Source organism: Rhizobium sp. USDA 4016, assembly GCF_056279705.1.
Window position 1 is genome coordinate 686,583 of record NZ_JBWCCY010000004.1, and the last position, 17,301, is coordinate 703,883.

The window sequence follows — 17,301 nt, forward strand, 5'->3', positions numbered from 1 at the left end:
ACTACTTCAACTTCCGTCGACAACGCGGACGTCTGTTGGCGGATGATACAGGGAGTTCAGAAGGTGAAGATCTGGCTTCAAAAGCTAATTGATATTTCGGCTTTGGCGCGAACCAGAGAGATGTTGAAGGACGCGCTGTCCGGCCTCACCCGGGAGTTCGGTTTCGACTATTACGCCTACCTCAACGTTCAGCCGAGCGGTACTTCTGCTTTTTCTAACTATCCTGCCGACTGGCAGGAGCGATACTTCACGAACAAGTTGGACGAGATCGATCCTATCGTCGCAATCGCCAAATCCACGATGAGGACTTTTGTCTGGTCCTCCGAAATCTCAAAAAGGCGCGCGTCAAAGCCGATCCGGCGATTTTATACGGATGCCGCCGACTTCGGTATCCGATCTGGCATTACCGTTCCTGTTGCAACGGCATTCGGGCGCGTGTCAATGTTGACGGTTGCTTCGCATAAACCGTCCATTTCCCTGGCTCGAGAGATAGATCAGGTTGCCGCCGCAATGGCTGTCGCACAGCTCCATGCAAGGATTGAGCAAGCGGAGTTTGATCCGACCGCAGAATCGAGGATTCGACTGACGCTGAAACAAGTCCAACTCTTGAAATGGTCGGCCGAGGGCAAGTCTATGAGAGCGATGGCTACCATCGAGAATATGACCTACAGCAATGTGAACTTTCAATTGAATAAAGCTCGTAAAGCCTTGGACGCGGGCACTCTGCCGCAGGCAACAGCTCTGGCCACGAAGCTGAAGCTGATATGACGGCCGTAGGTGAAGATGCATGCCGGCAAGAACCTCGCCGGACGGGTCTTGCGCGACGCGGCGAATGACGTGCAGTTCGCGTGTTCCCAGATGCGGGAGGAACACTGTAGGCGTGAGCGCCGGGCACGACACCATCGCATGCGTGTCTTGCAGCTACCGCACATTGCTTGAGGATGAAATCGGGTTCTGCGGTTCGCGACGCTGTCGATCGGACGAAACTTGTCTCACAATCAAATTGAAGCCGAGGGACTCACGCGTTATGCCGCAACGAGGTTGGTCCCCTTTGTTCGTGCTGCTTAGCGCCATTCCCTCATGGTTGAGATTACTATAAACCCACTCTCGTTTGGATTTGAAATCGTACTGCATGGATTTCAGTGATAGAAGACCGTCCCAATGCGCATCTGTAACGATTTGACAAGATTCTTCGATGAGCCCTGACCAGAAATCGATTGAAGTCCGCGACCGTGGAAATCGAAAGAGTGCGGAAGATCCCCGAACCAGTGAGAAAGAACTCGACTCGATTTTATCACGCGTGGGCGTGGAATCGACGGAGCTAGGCCACACCGGGCGCTGGATCACCATTGCCTCAGGAGAGGCGGCCGCGCGGCTCTCGGCGCGGCCAGTTTTGATTTCAGTTTCCGGCTCGGGCAGCTCGCTCGGCCGAAGGCCCCGTGTTTATTTCATCCGGGAAGCTGGGGCACCAAATCCAGGAGTTCGGTCATTTCTGACGGATCGCGATGGCCGGGGCCAGTTCCTCGGCTACGTACCAAGAGGACTTTTAGCTATCATGCTAATTCCTGACGAGATAACCGTAAGCCCTGACGATGTAGATCGGCTCCAAGTACGACTCCGACCGCTTGGTTTTGTAGAGGCCGCTTTGCGGCTTTGTTGCGTCCGCCCGCGTATGCTTTTCGACATTGGACGACTTCTCTTCTGCGGCAATAGAAAGGGTGTGAGGGTACGCTTTAAAGAGGGTATCGAAACGCTTTATTCTCCCAAGTATCGGAAGTGGGTTGATGCCCAAGAGACCGCCCTAATTCGCGGCAGGAATATGAATATCGGAGGCGCGGGTTCTCCAGAGGTGCTGGTCACCATTGAGGGCGGCGTTTTTAGAACGAGTGCGGAGCATGATGCTGCGATTTCTGCAACGCGGGCCAGCCTGGAGCGCCAGACCTTGCGAACATTCCGCGAGGTCGAGTCGTTTGAAGTTTCTGCGCTTGCCGGCAAAAGCCATTTTTGGATTCGTCTGCCGTTGGGCATGGTGCTCCATCCCTTCGCCCTTGAAACGCTGGCAGAAGCGCTTTCCGCCAATTCTGACGCTGTTGCGGTTTATTGTGATGAAGACCGCATTGGCGGAGGTCGACGTAGGGATCCTCTCTTCAAGCCGGCTTGGAACCGGCCTCTCGCAGAGGCAGGCTATTTGCCGCTTGAAGGCGCTATGCTACGCCTCGCCGCACTGCCGGCGGAAGCTGATTTCAAGATGGCAACTAGCCCGCTAGTGCTTCTGGCCGCTGGAGAGCGCGATGCAGTGCTGCACGTGCCGCTTATTCTCATGCATCGCGCGAACAGGCTTTCACGAGTTGTTTGCGCGACAAAAGCGCCGGCACGCGATCCGGTGCCAAGGGTCAGCGTTGTCATCCCCACTCGGGATCGGGCAGATCTACTTGCCGCCTGCCTCGATGGTCTCCTGAACCGTACGCAGGGAGTGGAACTTGATATCATAGTAGTTGACAATGACAGCCGTGAGCAGGCGACTTTCGACCTTTTCGCGCGATCGGACATTGCCTCGCGAATTCGTCGCCTCGAGATGCCTGGTGAATTCAATTTTTCACGCGCGTGCAATTACGGCATCGCCATAGCACACCATGAAAAAATACTACTTCTCAACAATGACGTTGAACCGTTGTCTTCTGACTGGCTTTGTGCGCTGTGCGATGAACTGGAGGACGTTGCCGTTGGTGCCGCTGGTGCCCTACTACTTTTTCCAGATGGCCACGTGCAACATGCGGGCGTAGCCCTCGGCGACGGCTCAGTGGCGCGTCACGTCTTTCACTTCTTGAATACAGAGGATGGACGCAATAAGGGCTTCCTCGAATTGCGCCGTGACGTCGCCGCCGTTACAGCAGCCTGCCTACTGACACGCCGCAGCCTATGGGAGGCAGTTGGCGGCATGGACGAAAAATCACTTGCAGTCACTTTCAACGACGTCGACTATTGCTTGAAGCTGAGAGCTAAGGGTCTGCGGATCGTATGGACGCCCGAGGCTCGGCTCCTTCACCGTGAGTCCGTATCGCGTCGCGCCTTCGCGAGTGCGGGAAAGCGTGCGCAGCAAGCCGCGGAGGAGCAGTCGATGGCAGAACGCTGGGGAACGTTACTTGACGCCGACCCTTTTGATAATCCAAATGTGATGCGGCGCGGAGGCAGCGAGGTGCTGGTAGCGCAACCGATCTACGCTGGGGTAAGGGCATATCATCGTGATTCTTTCGCATCAGGCGAGGCTTCGTGACGACATTTTCAACGGCACTGGTAGGCGCTTGGCCACCGGACGGCATGCAGCATAGGCAACTCGTTGAATGACCACATTCACGATCCGCGAGCGCCTTGAAGAGGCAGCGGCAGCCCGGCAGCAGCTCGAGATGCCATCAGCCTGACTACCGCTTGGGTACCATCCTTGCTGGATTCGCGAAGCGACTTATCCTCAATCATCCGAGAAAGGTTTTCCAGCCAACTATCCACAGTGTTGTCGGCAAAAATTTCATCGGGATGGCGATTGCGGCCATATACTTCACACCGCGAGTAGATGCCTGCCGCGCCCAATCTGAAGCAGTCGATCCGCTTTGTGTCCGATCTCGCGTCATTAACTCGACCGGGCATAAGCGGAGCTAGCAATATATCGGCACCTTCCGTTTGCGTATAGATCTTGAAATCTGGCCATCTCATCTGTCGCAAAAGCCGAAGTTGATCGGGATTGATGCCGCTCTCGGTCCAAATTGCCTCCGTCCAGGATGTTACTACTATCTCCAAGAATGCCTGTGGATAGCGAGCTAGCGCGTCGCGTACGATGTCCCTCAGGAAAAGATGCTCGGCACGATGAGCGCCTGTAGAGTAGAAGGCAAGCTTAATGCGCTCGTCTTTTTCTTTAAGCGTGGGGCTTTGATCCGAAACGAGTGGAGCCGGCTCCAGCAAGACCGGCGTAGTGGACCTGACATCGGTGAGCCTTTGCTGTAGCTCCGGCGTTGAAACCCAGAGATCAGAAAGAAGATGGTTTAATTGCAGTAACGGAAAGCACGCAAGGCGCGCGAGCTTGGCCCGATATTTGAATGGAGCACTTTTGTCGACGACAGTGCCGACAATGTCATCGTCGACCAGCAATGCAACCCCCGCGAGGGTATTGCGATGTCGTGCAAGCCAAGAAATTTGTGAATGCCTTATGTAACGGCAGATAACCACAAACAGCCCGGTGGTGTCGAGGCCGGAGAGTTCATCGCCGTCGATTGAACGGACGACATACGGCACGTCCCCGAGCTCAGCGAGTCGACTCTCGAGATAATATGTAAAGGTTGGATTGGGGCCTCTAGTCAATACGAGTACTCGCCTGACTGGCATTTGATAGCCATCTCGGCGCAAAGTCAGGGGACGCGGAAACAGTTTCATTAACAAGCGGCGTAAATCTCCTACGAGGATTTTGGCAGCCCTTGATAGGCTGTCGAGCCTTGGGTCCGCAATCCGGAACCTGATAAATAACGGCACCTTCGGCAAAAATCACTGTGGCCCCGAATTTCGGCGAGCTCCTTCGGAGCTTTGCTTGTCAACTTAAGATAAAACCGCATTCTTCAATATGCTATCGCCCGATCCGGAGCAGGTATTGCGAGCCAGTTTATAAAGCTGAGAAGTCTCTCCCCTAGTAGACGGCGAATCGTCTTTGTCCTATCGATAGGCACATGCGATCATCCCTTCAACATCTGCCGGAGCAAAAGCAGCGCGAGGTTGCCCGTGTCGTTGCGATCATCCGCGAGGAATTCACGGACGCATCGTCAGGCAGCTCGGCGGCCTTCAAGAAGCGTGGCCGGATGTCGAATGTCATCCGGGTTCTATGCCCGCGGCACCTGGCTCGACGAGCCGCGCACCATAAAGGCTCCGAGTACGACATCCTGGTACACGTAATTCCAAGGCGCTGGCTGAGACGCAACATTGGGACAAGGCCACCGATCGGCTGATGCGGGACAAGGAATGTCGGGCGGAAGATGCAATGCCAATCGCTGCAGACGAGACCGTTTTAGTTTTGGTCTTTCATTTATAAGGAGTCGCAAACCTGCGCGTATTGTTTTACATCGAGCCGGTCACCTTTCGACTAGACCCACTATTTGTTGCGACGTGGGTCACATGGATCGCGCAAATCATATCGCTGAATCCGGGTATATTTTTTGGATTTGTTTCCAGTAGCACGCTATGTGCCGAACTAAAAAAGTATCTTAAAGATACACCATGTGAATGTTTCCCGAATAATCAGAGGGCGTTACTAGAGGCATTCAGCTTTGACCGTCACGCATATGCGCGAGATCTTTATGGAAAACCAAAACTTACGAACGCTGCATTACGCGACCGCGTGATTGAGGTAGACAATCAATTTCAAGCTGATGTGATAATTAGTTTCACGCAAAACCGATACCTTGAGGAACTCTTTGCCGGCCGAATACTCTTTTGGGAACTAAGCCCTTTTCCGCGAATGAATGGCGCCATCAGCTTTTTTATGGATCCAGTTGGGCATCAGGTGAACAGCCTTCCGAACCTATTCAAAGAACGGATAATTGACCTTTCACTGTCAAGACAACAGGTCGAAGGCATCGGAGAAGTTTGGAATAGCGAGATCGTTGCCCCTCTCCTTGCGAACCCTCTGACAGCTTACATAGAAGATTGGTTACAGCGAAACTGCGTAGGCAAGCAGATCGCTCTTCTCGCGCTGCAACCGCCAGACTGGCCAACCTACGAAGCTTCGTGGCGCAGCAGTCCGATCGATCAGATGATTATGCAATGTGCAGCGGAGATCCCAACCGACTGGATGATTGTGCCCGTCTTCCATCCGGATCAAAGCGTGCCAGAGACCTTGTGCCAGGTGATAGAGGGCGATTTTTCGAACGTCCGGTTCCCGCCGCGCGATCTAATATCGGGAAAGGGCGAGTTCTTTCTCCCCCACGTTAATGCGGTGATATCTATCTCATCCTCGCTCTCCGTGCAGGGCATCTTTCACGGAAAGAAGGTCGTCAGTTTAGGGCAGAATCAATTTACGGCGTTCACTAAGAACGCGGTTCAAAGTCTGAGCGAGACAAGTCCACTGCCTTGGTCGGCCGCTGCTTCATTACTTGCCTTTTTGTCAAACAGATACAGCTACTCTGTTCAATCATGCGTAAATGAGCCGGAGTTTGTGACACGCGCGATTCAGCCACTTCCAGGCGATATTGAAACCTATTTCGATCTGTCAGACTGGACATCCTGTCGTCTTGCGACGTTTTTGCGGAGTTACCAAAATATCTGTTAGCGAATTTGTGTTAAACAGGCCGGCTTGGGGGCCACTCGCTGTGGTCTATCGTCCGTGCCTATCGCCATAAACTTATCTTTGCGGTAAAGACCGCGCAAATCGTAAAATTGGATTTGGAGCTCAATGCAGACGTCTGACTTTCTGTTCCCTTCTGATCTACAGGCCACCCCAACGGTTTTTAGAAAGATACTATTCATCGGCTCTTGTCTCTCGGAGGCATACTGCCGCCGTCTTCGACACGAATGGCCGGAGACAATGGTTGACCACATTCTGTTCAACAACGCCGTTGAACTGCCTGAAAAGACTAGCGATGAGCTGAGCGACTATGATGTCCAATACATCCAGTTGCCGCTTCGTTCATTGCTGGGGGATGGCATAGTGCGCTTGGCCGATGCCGACAAAGCCGGTGTAGATTGGATTTCTCACGCCAAGCACAACCTGGACATCATGTTAGAGAAGGTACTGAGTTATAGCAATCAGACCGGTTTGTTCACCCTGGTATCTAATTTCATTGTGCCTCAGGGTTCGACAAGCGCTGCTCTTTCGCAGTCGAACGAAAGCGATGATATCGCGCATATCGTGCGTGAGTTAAACCGACATCTCGTTGATGCACTTAAGATGAAAGCTAATGTATACATCGCCGATATCGACGCTATCGCAAACTCGATCGGGAAGCGTTACTTCCTCGACGACATCTTGTACTTCTACACGCATGGATCCGTGGTCTATACAGATTGGACCGGTCACGAGAGAATGCCACACTGGACGGCGCCAGAGCCGGGACGCATAGACAGTCTCCCAGATTTCGAAGAGTTCTATCCGAACAAGACACCGGAGTTCTTCGGTGCGGTTTTTCGGCAGATAGAAGCACTGTATCGAACGGTTCACCAGATCGATATGGTGAAGCTGGTCATTTTTGATCTTGATAACACGCTATGGCGCGGGCAACTCGTGGAGCACTATCAGCCTGGGCTTAGGTGGCCTTATGCGGACGGATGGCCTTTAGGCTTGTGGGAAGCGGTCCATCACCTTAAGCGCCGCGGCATAATGGTTTCAATCGCTTCCAAGAACGACGAAGACTACGTAAGGGCGAATTGGGAGAAAGCGGCAACTCTTGGCTTCCTTAGGTACGATGACTTCCTTGTCCCCAAGATTAATTGGAAGCCAAAGGCCGATAATATTCAAGAGACGATGCAGCAACTCTCATTGACGGCGAGGAGCGTTGTATTTGTCGATGACAACCCCGTCGAACGCGAATCCGTAAGCGCTCAAATTCCCGGTATTCGTGTCATCGGCTCCAACCCCTTCTTGACGAGGCGGATTCTGTTGTGGTCACCGGAAACCCAGACTGCAAAGCTAACATCGGAATCGACCCGACGCGAAGAAATGCTAAAGGCCCAAGTCGATCGAGAAAAAGCTAAGTCGACTTTGAATCATCAAGAGTTTTTGCAAAGCCTGAATACTCAGGTCGAGATCTGGCCAGTCAGTGGCATTCAGAGCCCCTCGTTCAATCGCGTGTTCGAGTTAGTAAACAAGACCAATCAATTCAATACTACCGGCACGCGCTGGTCCACCGAGGATTATTCTAGGTTTTTCTCTCAAGGCGGCTCCATCTTTGCATTTAGAGTTACAGATAAATTTACAGATTACGGCACGGTAGGCGTAGTATTTGTGAAGCGTAACACTATCGTTCAGTTTGTGATGAGTTGCCGTGTCCTTGGCATGGATATCGAGACAACCGTTCTCGATCTCATCGTAAGCAATATAAAGAGAGAAACCGGCTCCGCGTCCATCAATGCTACGCTGATTGAGACTGAGTCCAATACGCCATGCCGCTCACTTTACCCGAATTATGGCTTTGCGCATCTTGGGGGAGAAACATATGAGCTTGGTTCCCATCGTGGAGCGCGCAAAAGCCACGTGTCGCTGAAGCTCTTGGAGCCGATGTGACCTGCGTTCGAAATGTCCGCAATTACAATTCGTCACTGTTCGGACAGTGGTCGCGCGGGAGTCGGGTTGCAAGCCATAAGCGATGAATAAGAGCATGTACGGGCGATTCAGGGTATGGTGGTCTCTCCTTAACCTCCTAGCATGCTGAAAGCTATGATCCGAAGTGCAATTTCTGCGTGCTGGCTGTTGCTTTTTATGCGGTGATTTGATTGACCATTCTAGAAATTCTTCGACTCATGCTGAGGTGACCTTTGCGATCGATATTAAAACGTGCCGGTAAGCCGACAAGATCACTATTGCGGAAGGCCGGCTTCCTTCCGAAGCCCAAGAGTACCTGGAAGGCCTACAAAGATCTCCGCATTGCCTTCGATGCTAATCCGACTGATGAAAAGGGGAAAGCTCTACAGCAGTTGATGGGTACGACATCCAAATTTCGCGATGTCTCCGATGCGATGGAGTCGGAATTCGACGCTCAATTCTACCTCTCAGCCAATTCAGACGTCCGGATTCACGGGATTGACCCCTATTTCCATTACCTGCTTTGGGGATGGAAGGAGGGCCGCTCACCTTCTAAGTTCTTTGACCCAGCCTATTATCTCGAACGGAACAAAAGCATAGGCCGGCAAGAATTTCCGTTGGTTCATTATTGGAAAAAAGGCAAGAAAGCTGGCCAGGTAGCCAATTCAATCAGCGATAGGCTCTGGTTTGTGCCTTCGGTTCCTGAGGAATCGGCATGGGAAGATTTGCAGCATGCGAGACGCGTTGAGAAAACCCGCACGGTTGTGATAATTCCCGTCTACAAGGGATATGAAGAAACGCTTGCCGCCATTTTCCACGCTCTCCATTCACGCAACGGTGACCCATACAGCTTGCTGGTTGTCAATGACAAAAGCCCAGATGAGCGACTCTCCGCGAAACTTGCTGAATTGGCACGCAAAAACCTATTCGACTATTTTGATAGCCCCACGAACCGTGGGTTTGTCCAAACCGTCAATTATGCATTGAAGAACCTGTCGGGCGATCTCGACGTGGTGCTTTTGAATTCTGACGCTTACGTCTTCCCTGGCTGGTTTGGCCGAATGATCAAACACGCGGATGATAATAGTAAGGTCGCTACAATCACTCCTTTATCCAACAATGCAACGATTTGTAGCTATCCCATGTACGATCGGGATAATTATCACGCGCTGGAGCTAACACCTCAAGCCTTGGATCAATTGGCAGCCAAGGTAAATTCCGGCCTGTCGGTTGAAACTCCGACAGGCGTCGGTTTCTGCTTTTACATGAGGCGCTCCGCGATTGATAAGATCGGACCGCTCGATGAGGAAGCCTTCAAAGTCGGTTACGGTGAAGAGAACGACTTCTGCATGAGAGCACTAAACGCAGGAATGACTAACATCATTGCTGGTGACGTCTTTGTCTTCCATACCGGCTCCGTTTCTTTCTCAGCAATTAGAGAGGAGAATTTCACAAAAGGTCAATTGAACTTAGAGTACAAGCATCCAAACTACAGTCGCTTGGTCAGGAGTCATGTTCGAGCCGATCCCGAACTGTTCATGCGGCGAAATCTTGATCTAGCGAGACTTGTGTCCGCATGCAAGGGCAGCACGTTGCTGATCACCCATAAGTGGTCTGGCGGCATTGATACTTACTTGGCTCATCTTCGGAAAGAGCTGCAGGCAAGTGGCCAGAAATGTGTGACGCTACGTGTTCATGATCTTCATTACGCCACCATTGAGAGTCCTGAGGGTGGCCCATTCATCCCTAATCTGGCGGGCATTGATATGCGTACAGAATGGGATTTTCTCGTAAAAATACTAACAGATCTGTCACCGTCGCTCTTTCACGTCAACAGTTTCGCTGGCCTACAATGGCATTGGCAAAGGCAATTCTTGGAGGCGCTCGGCCAGCTCAACCATCCCACCACGTTCATTGGCCACGACTATTCTCCTATCAGTTACCACTATCAGTTGATTCGGCCCGACAGTACATTCGCTGGCGTGCCAGATCTCCAGACGCGAGAAAAGTGGAACACTATGAAGGATCACTCGGGGAGCTTTGATGCTTGTGATCCGAACGAGCGGTTGCAGGTATATTCTGAGTTCTTCGCTAAAGGAGTGACCGTACAAGTCCCGAGCGAGTCGACGAAGAAGATATATCAGGAAGTCTTTCCATCTCTCCAGATTCAGGTCATGCCGCATGATGATCATCTTCCAGAAACGGATGTAGCCGTTCGTCGTCCCAGCGACGGTCGAATAAGAGTAGCGGTCGTCGGTGCGATCGGTAACCACAAAGGTAGCGATGTACTTGCAAGCTTGGCAACCGATGCAAAAAACAAAGGGTTGCCAATAGATTATCATCTAATTGGCTACAGCAATGACGATCATTATCTATCGACACAAGGCGTGTCACTATGGGGACGTTACGCATCAGAAGAAGATGCTTTGCACCAGCTCGACGTTGTTAAACCCGATCTTTTTTTCATCCCCAGCATATGGCCAGAAACATTCTGCTACACGCTCTCGATGGCGCTCAAAAAGAAGATTCCTCCCGTGGTTTTCGACCTCGGCGCTCAAGCGGAACGTGTTTCCTCGATAGACTGGGGAGTAATCATACCGTTTGAACTATCGACAAACCCCTCTCTTCTGTCTCAAAAGTTGATGGACCTACCGATCGACGATCTGTGGAATACGCGTGATCAAATGTCCATGTCTATCTTGAAGGCTTCATGACGCGCAACTGATGAAACGTTTCTTCAGACTGATGCCGGGGGCGGATCTCATCATGTCACTACCATGTCAATCGGCGGCGTATTGAGCAGAAACTACTGCCGTGGAGCCTGTCGATCATGCCGAAAGCCGCCTGATCGGACGCTTACATCCTAGCCAGGCTCGCCAAGGCTTATGTTGCTTGCAATTCGCCTGCTGGGCAGTAAGACAGCGCATGAGCGATGACCTCAAAGAAGTGCTGCGGTACCTTTATGCGGCTGGCGCGGAGAACGTGCCAGCCCACGATATTGGTTGGCACTCTGACATGACCCCAGCGCTCGTGAAGGCCGTACATATGGGTTACATCCGCTATCGCGAACGAGATGGCGTGCGATACTTCTATCTAACGGCTGCAGGATACGATACGCTCGGTGCAAAGCGTCTGACATTCTCGCCAGCGAATTGGCTTTGGCAACGATTTCTCGCTCTGATCGGCCTTCGGTAGCGAGGATAGCGCAGATCCGTGTCGACGCTCTTGCCCTGCTTTCTGAGGGTCTTCCATAGCTTTGAGAACCTGCTTCAGCTTGGAGTAACCAGTGTTCTGCCCCTACGTTGTTCCTAGATGGATGAACGAAGGGAGTTTCTCCATGGAGACTGCGTTGGAGGTTCTCACGACCGGAAAAAGCTGGGCGTGAGGGCATCGCACTGGCCGGTTGAGGTCAAAGCGCGGATCGTGTCAGAGAGTTTGGGGCCGGACGTGACGGTGAATGAGGTAGCGGAGCGGTATGGGCTGAAGCCGAACCATCGATCATCTTGGCGCACGATGGCGCGGCAGGGCAAGCTGGTTTTGCCCGCGCCCGAGGATGCCGTGGAATTCGCGGCGATGGTTGTCGAGACGACTGCTGCCGCGCCGGCGGTCAACGAAGTTTCGTGCCCGAGGTCATCGGTAACGTATCCCCACGGTGACGGCCGCCTTGCTGAAGAGGGCTGAAGACTGCAAGTCCTAGTGCAAGCACTAGGGATATCAAAGCAGCTTGTTGAGGTGATCACATCGGTCGAGCGACGTCGGCGCTGGTCTCGGGAAGAAAAGGAGCGGCTGGTCGCGGCAACGTTTGAGCCGGGAGCCAGCGTATCGGAGATCGCGCGATCGGCTGGTATCCATTCCGGCCAGTTGTTCCGCTGGCGCAAGGAACTGTGCCAGGTATCGGCACCCTCAGTCTCACAGTTTATCCCTGTCGAAGTTGTCGCGACCTTGCCAGCGCCTGATGCTGTGGAAACGGCCCCGCCGGCGCGGTCGCGCAAGAAGACGAGCCTCGTGACGATCGAGCTTGGCCGCAGCCGGCGCATTCGCGTCGAAAGTGACATTGACACCGAAGCCCTGGTTCGGATCCTCGATGTTGTGGAGCGGCGATGATCCCGGTTCCGAGTGGTGTGAAGGTGTGGCTTGCCACCGGCTATACCGACATGAGGAAAGGCTTCCCCGGCCTGGCATTGATGGTGCAGGAGACGTTGAAGCGCGATCCGCATAGTGGTCATCTGTTCTGCTTCCGCGGTCGTCAAGGCGGGCTGATCAAGGTGATCTGGCATGATGGGCAGGGCGCTTGTCTGTTCACCAAGAAGCTCGAGCGCGGACGGTTCCTATGGCCGTCGGCAGCCGACGGAACGGTGGTGATCACAGCGGCGCAGCTTGGTTATTTGCTCGAAGGGATCGACTGGCGGATGCCGCAAAAAACCTGGCGGCCGACGTCGGCTGGATGAGCAAAACCGCTGGCATGACGGGAGCGAATATGATTCGGTCAGCCGCATCGACGCGGTGTTCGACATCGAGCGCGAGATCAATGGCTTATCTGCCGGTGAACGGCTGGCGCGACGGCAACAAGACAGTCGTCCTCTCGTCGACGAGCTTGAGGAATGGCTTCGTTCTGAACGAACAAAGCTGTCGCGCAGCTCACCGGTCACCGAGCCCATCGATTACATGCTGAAGCGTTGGGAGGGCTTCACGTCCTTCCTCAAGGACGGCCGGATCTGCCTCAGCAATAATGCTGCTGAGCGGGCGCTGCGTGGTTTTGCTCTTGGCAGAAAAGCGTGGCTCTTTGCAGGCTCTGACCGGGGTGCGGATCGCGCCGCCTTCATGGCGACGCTGATCATGACCGCCTTATGCCGCGCGCGGCATAAGGCCGTTTATGCCGACCGTCGAACTATGCCGAGCACCTCTTCCAACATACCAGTTGAAACGCGCTTCTCTCGCCGTTTCGGTTGGAGACTTGTCATTGATACTCGGCATAGTTCTCATGCTCAGAGGGCATTCAGGAATTCCAGAAGCCAGTCGTTTGGTCGAAATCGCTCGGCCTTGGCGCGTTCGTACGGCTTCAGCTTTGCGAGCGCGGATTCCTTTAGTTCAAGATGTGCATGAAGATAGGTCAGCGTCGTTTCCATCGCCTCATGGCCCAGCCACAGGGCAATGACCGAGCAATCGACGCCCGCCTGTAGCAACTCCATGGCAGCGCTGTGCCGCAAGACATGGGGCGATACCCGCTTTGAGCGAAGGGAGACGCAGTGCTCGCGCGCTTTGGCGACATATTTGTTCAGAAGTGCCTGCACGCCGTCGGCGCTGAGCCTGCCACCGTGCATATTCGGAAAGAGAGCCGTTGCGCCTCGCTTCCTTGGTTCCTTGAGCCAACGCCGGAGGGCTTGCTGTGCAACCTTTGTGAGCGGCGTACTTCGCTCTTTACGGCCCTTGCCGACGCATTGCACATGCGCACCCTGGGCGAGCATTACGGAGTCTCGGTCAAGATCGATGATCTCCGAGACCCGCAGCCCCGTTTGCGCAGCCAGCAATAGCAGAGTGTAATCGCGGCGTCCCAGCCACGTGCTTCGATCCGTGCAGTCCAGGATCGCTTCAATCTCGAGCCTGGTTAGAAACTGAAGCTGCCGCTTGTCACATCGCTTGCTGGGGATCGCGAGCACCCGCTGAATGTGGGCGCTATGTGCCGGCTCCTCGAACGCCGCATATCGGAAGAAAGATCGGATGGCTGTGAGGCGGAGATTCCGGGTCCTCACCGAGGCGGATCTCTTCGTCTCAAGATCCTCCAGGAATGCGCCGATGAAAGGAGCGTCCAAATCGCGCAGTGTCAACTGAGATGGGGATCTCCCAAGGCGCGTCTGTGCGAACGCAAACAGGAGCCTGAAGGTGTCGCGATAGGAGGCAATGGTGTTGGAACTTACACCTCGATGCTTCATGAGCCGATCTGTGAACCACCGCTCGATCAGCACGGCCAGGTCGTTTGTGCGTCTCATGACCGAACCTCCCAGCGCTTATCCAATCGCCGTACGGCATGGTTCATCAGTTCCGGCGCGGCGGACAGGTACCAGTAGGTGTCGCGAACATTGGCATGGCCGAGGAAGGTCGAGAGAACCGGCAGCTCGCGTTCCACATCTTCGCCAGCGCGATGCCAGTTGATCAGGGTCTGGACGGCGAAACGGTGACGAAGATCATGAATCCGTGGGCCATCGCGATTCCCCTCCTGCCGTAATCCGATTTGCCGGGATAGTCGCCAGAACACGCGATGCACGTATTGATGCAGCAATCTGCCGCCCTGTTCGGCGACGAAGAAATAGGGACTGCGCGGCGTACCAAGGTGTGCATCGCGTCGGGCGGCATAGTCTGAAAGGACACCGATTGTTGTGGCATGCAGCGGGACCAGCCGTGACTTGCCGAACTTTGTCTCTCGGATAGTGAGGACGCCCTGGTCGAGATCGACGTCGGCCCGGAGCAGGCCGAGCGCTTCGGAATGGCGCAGTCCGGCCACCGCTATCAGTCCGAACAGGCAGTGATATGTCCAGCGTCGAAGGGCACCGGCCGGCGGCAGCGAAAGTGCTGCCGCCAGAAGCGCCTGAATCTCGATCTCGCTATAGATGTAGGGCTTTGTCCGCCGTGCCGGCGGCACAGCGTCGCTTGGTGGCACTTCCGTCAGAGGATCGAAATGAGTGAGGTGCTGGGCAAAGCAGCGCACATCAGCCAGGCGGATGGACCAACTCGGCTGTCGGCCCATCAACGTCACCCATTCCATTGCCAGGTCAGTCGTGATGGTATCGGCGCCGCGGGCTTCCATGAAGGTGACGAATGCCGCCAACCGTCGTGCCGGACCGTCGTATTTGTATCCCAACCCTTGGCGCATGCCGACATAGCGCTTGAGCGCAGTGCGAAGCCGGCTCATTGGAGACCTCCCGGCCAGGGTAGGCTCAGTTCACGCAGCTTCTCAATATCGAGCTTGGCATAGATCCTTGTACTGTCGATGCTTCGATGGCGGAGCAGTTGGCCGATCTCGGCAAAGCTGGCGCCCGACCGCAAAAGGTCGGTCGCGAGGCTGTGGCGGAAAAGGTGGGCACCGTGATGCGCATAGCCGTCAATGCCTGCCCGTTCGAGTGCTTGCTTCGCGATCATCGTGATGGCGCAGCCGGAGGCAAAACCCACGTGCGGCGCAAGTGTTCGCAAGAAAACGCGCCGACACGCTGAAGCGGGCCGCCCATGCCGGATATAAGCCACGATAGCTGTTCCGACGTCGTGACGTAGCGGCATAATCGCTTGCCGCCGCCCCTTACCGTGCACGAGAATCGTGCCCGACTGCCAGTCGATATCGTCAAGATTGAGGGTGGCAACTTCGCTGGCGCGCAAACCGAGCTTGGCCAGGAGCATCAGAACCGCATAGTCCCGATAACCCATTGCCGTCGTTCGATCACAGGCATCGAGAACCTTCTGGACCTTCTCTGGCGGCAGGAATGTTGGAAGGCCGGCAAGTCGCCAGCGGCGGATGGACGGCACGCAATCGGCCAACGCCGTCGAAATGAAGCCCTTCAAATGCAAGTAGCGCAGGAAGGCACGTACCACCACGCACAGGGCTTTGCCACTGTCGGCGGAGCCATCGAGCGCATGTCGCTCGACATAACCGATGACGATCTCCGGGGTGAGCGCTGCAAACCCATCTACGCCGGCAGGACAGACCTCCCGCAGAAATCGATGTGACAGCAGCTTGTGGCTTCTCACCGTCGAGACGGCGAGCCCTCTCTCATTCGACAGATATGCCGCGAATACATCGACAATCTGCTCGTGCTCTGTGCGCTCAACCGGGAGGGCGGCTGGTATTAAGCCCTCTTGCCGTAGAGCAGAAAGCAAGCGTCGGAGCGCCGATCGGTCGCCTGTGTCGGGACTCCAGTGTTTGAAACGATGCTCAAGAAAACGATCGACATGAACTTCGCTTAAATCCTGCGGATCATGTCCATTGCCAACATGCCAGTCCATCAGGTCTCGAAACAGGCTCAGCGAGCGCCAGGTGCATTGCCGACCCAAGCCTTCGTTCGACATTTTGGCGGCGTAAACGCGCGCAAACTCCCGATATGGACCGTAGACTAGCTTCCGATACAGTGCGCTGCGCTTCAAATAGTCACTTGCGTTCATGTGTCCTCTCCTTCGCGTCAATTGCGACGGAGAGACCCTACGCTATGCCTATTCGGCTACCGCTATGTTACAGAAAACGTTGGCAAAAACTTGATTAATCGGCATAGTTCGACGGTCGGCATAAACGGCCAAGCTCAACGATATCGATCCGCAAGCCTGGCTTGCCGACGTGCTCGCCCGCATCGCCGACACCCCAATCACCAAGCTGGAGCAACTGCTCCCTTGGAACTGGTCGGCCTTGGGGCCGATTGCCGAAAAGGCGGCATGATCAAAGGACTGGATCGGCGATGGGATACCGCAACACCACGCTCTACACCCTTAAATATGTGGCTGAGATGCTCGACGAGGACGAGGACTTTCTCCACGATTGCTCCATCGAGATGTTCTCAGAAGATGGACGTTTGAGTGCCTACGACACCTATCCGGCATCTGAACTGAGCGAAGCCATCGTCGTCTTCACTGAAGACGGTATCGATAATCTTCAGCACATCGTCAATGTACGCAGAGAAATGCGTGACGCTCCACCCAAGCCTGCCGCTACCACACGGCCGGAGCCGTAGCTGCTGCGGCCTTCACCGGAAGGGTACTCGGTAACCGACGATTGCCACCGCCTTCCGGACTACGGGGTGATGGGGTAAGACACGTGTTTAACGACGTCGTTAGCGACGTGTCTTAGACGAGGTTTATGGTGCGTGCCGAAGTTCTTGGTAAGGAACGGCGTCGTCGTTGTTATGACGAGAAGAAGCGCGACATCGGTAAGACCGTATGTCCGTCTTCGTGGCAGAGGCGGCTCGGCCTACACTGGTCTTCCGAGGGTTGCTTGGGTGAGCCGAGCCGATCCTCAGAGCGATCCAGTAATTAGCTCAGGATGTGAACTTCTATGT

14 protein-coding genes and 3 pseudogenes are annotated in these 17,301 nt (G+C 54.4%); 13 read left to right on the top strand and 4 right to left on the bottom strand.

Translation table 11 applies throughout. The features are described from left to right. Window positions 1–63: 63 nt before the first annotated feature. Together traR and ACZ9DP_RS18650 are read left to right on the top strand one after the other, a co-directional pair. Complete coding sequence (gene traR, locus ACZ9DP_RS18645; RefSeq protein WP_476203209.1) at window positions 64–768, top strand: autoinducer-binding transcriptional regulator TraR; 705 nt, start codon at window positions 64–66, stop codon at window positions 766–768. 427 nt (window positions 769–1,195) lie between these two features. Beyond that, complete coding sequence (locus tag ACZ9DP_RS18650; protein ID WP_476203210.1) at window positions 1,196–3,274, top strand: glycosyltransferase family 2 protein; 2,079 nt, start codon at window positions 1,196–1,198, stop codon at window positions 3,272–3,274. Between the two features lie 77 nt (window positions 3,275–3,351). On the opposite strand, the gene ACZ9DP_RS18655 is transcribed toward ACZ9DP_RS18650, so the two are convergent. Continuing rightward, on the bottom strand, window positions 3,352–4,284 hold the full coding sequence (locus ACZ9DP_RS18655) for a hypothetical protein (protein ID WP_476203211.1): 933 nt from the start codon (window positions 4,282–4,284) through the stop codon (window positions 3,352–3,354). A 425-nt stretch (window positions 4,285–4,709) separates the two neighbouring features. Between ACZ9DP_RS18655 and ACZ9DP_RS18660 the strand changes: the two are divergent. From ACZ9DP_RS18660 to ACZ9DP_RS18700, 9 genes and pseudogenes are all read left to right on the top strand, one after another. Continuing rightward, a pseudogene (locus ACZ9DP_RS18660) lies at window positions 4,710–4,996 on the top strand (hypothetical protein); the annotation flags it as partial. Window positions 4,997–5,089: 93 nt separating this feature from the next. After that, a complete protein-coding gene (locus ACZ9DP_RS18665; RefSeq protein ID WP_476203212.1) occupies window positions 5,090–6,304 on the top strand; it encodes a hypothetical protein in 1,215 nt (404 codons plus the stop codon). A gap of 255 nt (window positions 6,305–6,559) precedes the next feature. Then, on the top strand, window positions 6,560–8,254 hold the full coding sequence (locus tag ACZ9DP_RS18670) for an HAD-IIIC family phosphatase (protein ID WP_476203213.1): 1,695 nt from the start codon (window positions 6,560–6,562) through the stop codon (window positions 8,252–8,254). Window positions 8,255–8,550: 296 nt separating this feature from the next. After that, window positions 8,551–10,986, top strand: coding sequence for a glycosyltransferase (locus ACZ9DP_RS18675; RefSeq protein WP_476203214.1), 2,436 nt, complete (start codon window positions 8,551–8,553; stop codon window positions 10,984–10,986). Window positions 10,987–11,197: 211 nt separating this feature from the next. Next, on the top strand, window positions 11,198–11,467 hold the full coding sequence (locus ACZ9DP_RS18680) for a hypothetical protein (RefSeq protein WP_476203215.1): 270 nt from the start codon (window positions 11,198–11,200) through the stop codon (window positions 11,465–11,467). A 117-nt stretch (window positions 11,468–11,584) separates the two neighbouring features. Then, window positions 11,585–11,953 carry a transposase gene (locus ACZ9DP_RS18685; RefSeq protein ID WP_476203216.1) on the top strand — a complete coding sequence of 123 codons (369 nt, stop codon included), beginning with the start codon at window positions 11,585–11,587 and terminating at the stop codon, window positions 11,951–11,953. A gap of 51 nt (window positions 11,954–12,004) precedes the next feature. After that, the gene (tnpA, locus tag ACZ9DP_RS18690) at window positions 12,005–12,376 is read left to right on the top strand and encodes an IS66-like element accessory protein TnpA (protein ID WP_476203217.1); all 372 of its coding nucleotides are present in this window, start codon (window positions 12,005–12,007) and stop codon (window positions 12,374–12,376) included. Then, entirely contained in the window at window positions 12,373–12,720 is a 348-nt protein-coding gene (tnpB, locus tag ACZ9DP_RS18695) for an IS66 family insertion sequence element accessory protein TnpB (RefSeq protein ID WP_476203218.1), read from the top strand. Before tnpA ends, tnpB begins: the two co-directional genes overlap by 4 nt. A gap of 31 nt (window positions 12,721–12,751) precedes the next feature. Then, window positions 12,752–13,117 (top strand): annotated as a pseudogene (locus ACZ9DP_RS18700) (IS66 family transposase); the annotation flags it as partial. Window positions 13,118–13,257: 140 nt separating this feature from the next. Here ACZ9DP_RS18700 and ACZ9DP_RS18705 read toward each other — a convergent pair. From ACZ9DP_RS18705 to ACZ9DP_RS18715, 3 genes are read right to left on the bottom strand one after another with little or no spacing between them, the layout of a single operon-like run. Continuing rightward, entirely contained in the window at window positions 13,258–14,259 is a 1,002-nt protein-coding gene (locus ACZ9DP_RS18705) for a tyrosine-type recombinase/integrase (protein WP_476203219.1), read from the bottom strand. Beyond that, window positions 14,256–15,179 (bottom strand): tyrosine-type recombinase/integrase, encoded by a 924-nt coding sequence (locus ACZ9DP_RS18710; RefSeq protein WP_476203220.1) that lies wholly within the window; start codon window positions 15,177–15,179, stop codon window positions 14,256–14,258. The genes ACZ9DP_RS18705 and ACZ9DP_RS18710 overlap by 4 nt, the downstream gene beginning before the upstream one ends. Further along, the gene (locus tag ACZ9DP_RS18715) at window positions 15,176–16,417 is read right to left on the bottom strand and encodes a site-specific integrase (protein WP_476203221.1); all 1,242 of its coding nucleotides are present in this window, start codon (window positions 16,415–16,417) and stop codon (window positions 15,176–15,178) included. The genes ACZ9DP_RS18710 and ACZ9DP_RS18715 overlap by 4 nt, the downstream gene beginning before the upstream one ends. 124 nt (window positions 16,418–16,541) lie before the next feature. Here ACZ9DP_RS18715 and ACZ9DP_RS18720 point away from each other — a divergent pair. Then, a pseudogene (locus ACZ9DP_RS18720) lies at window positions 16,542–16,685 on the top strand (transposase domain-containing protein); the annotation flags it as partial. A gap of 19 nt (window positions 16,686–16,704) precedes the next feature. Next, on the top strand, window positions 16,705–16,977 hold the full coding sequence (locus ACZ9DP_RS18725) for a hypothetical protein (protein ID WP_476203222.1): 273 nt from the start codon (window positions 16,705–16,707) through the stop codon (window positions 16,975–16,977). Window positions 16,978–17,301 lie beyond the last annotated feature (324 nt).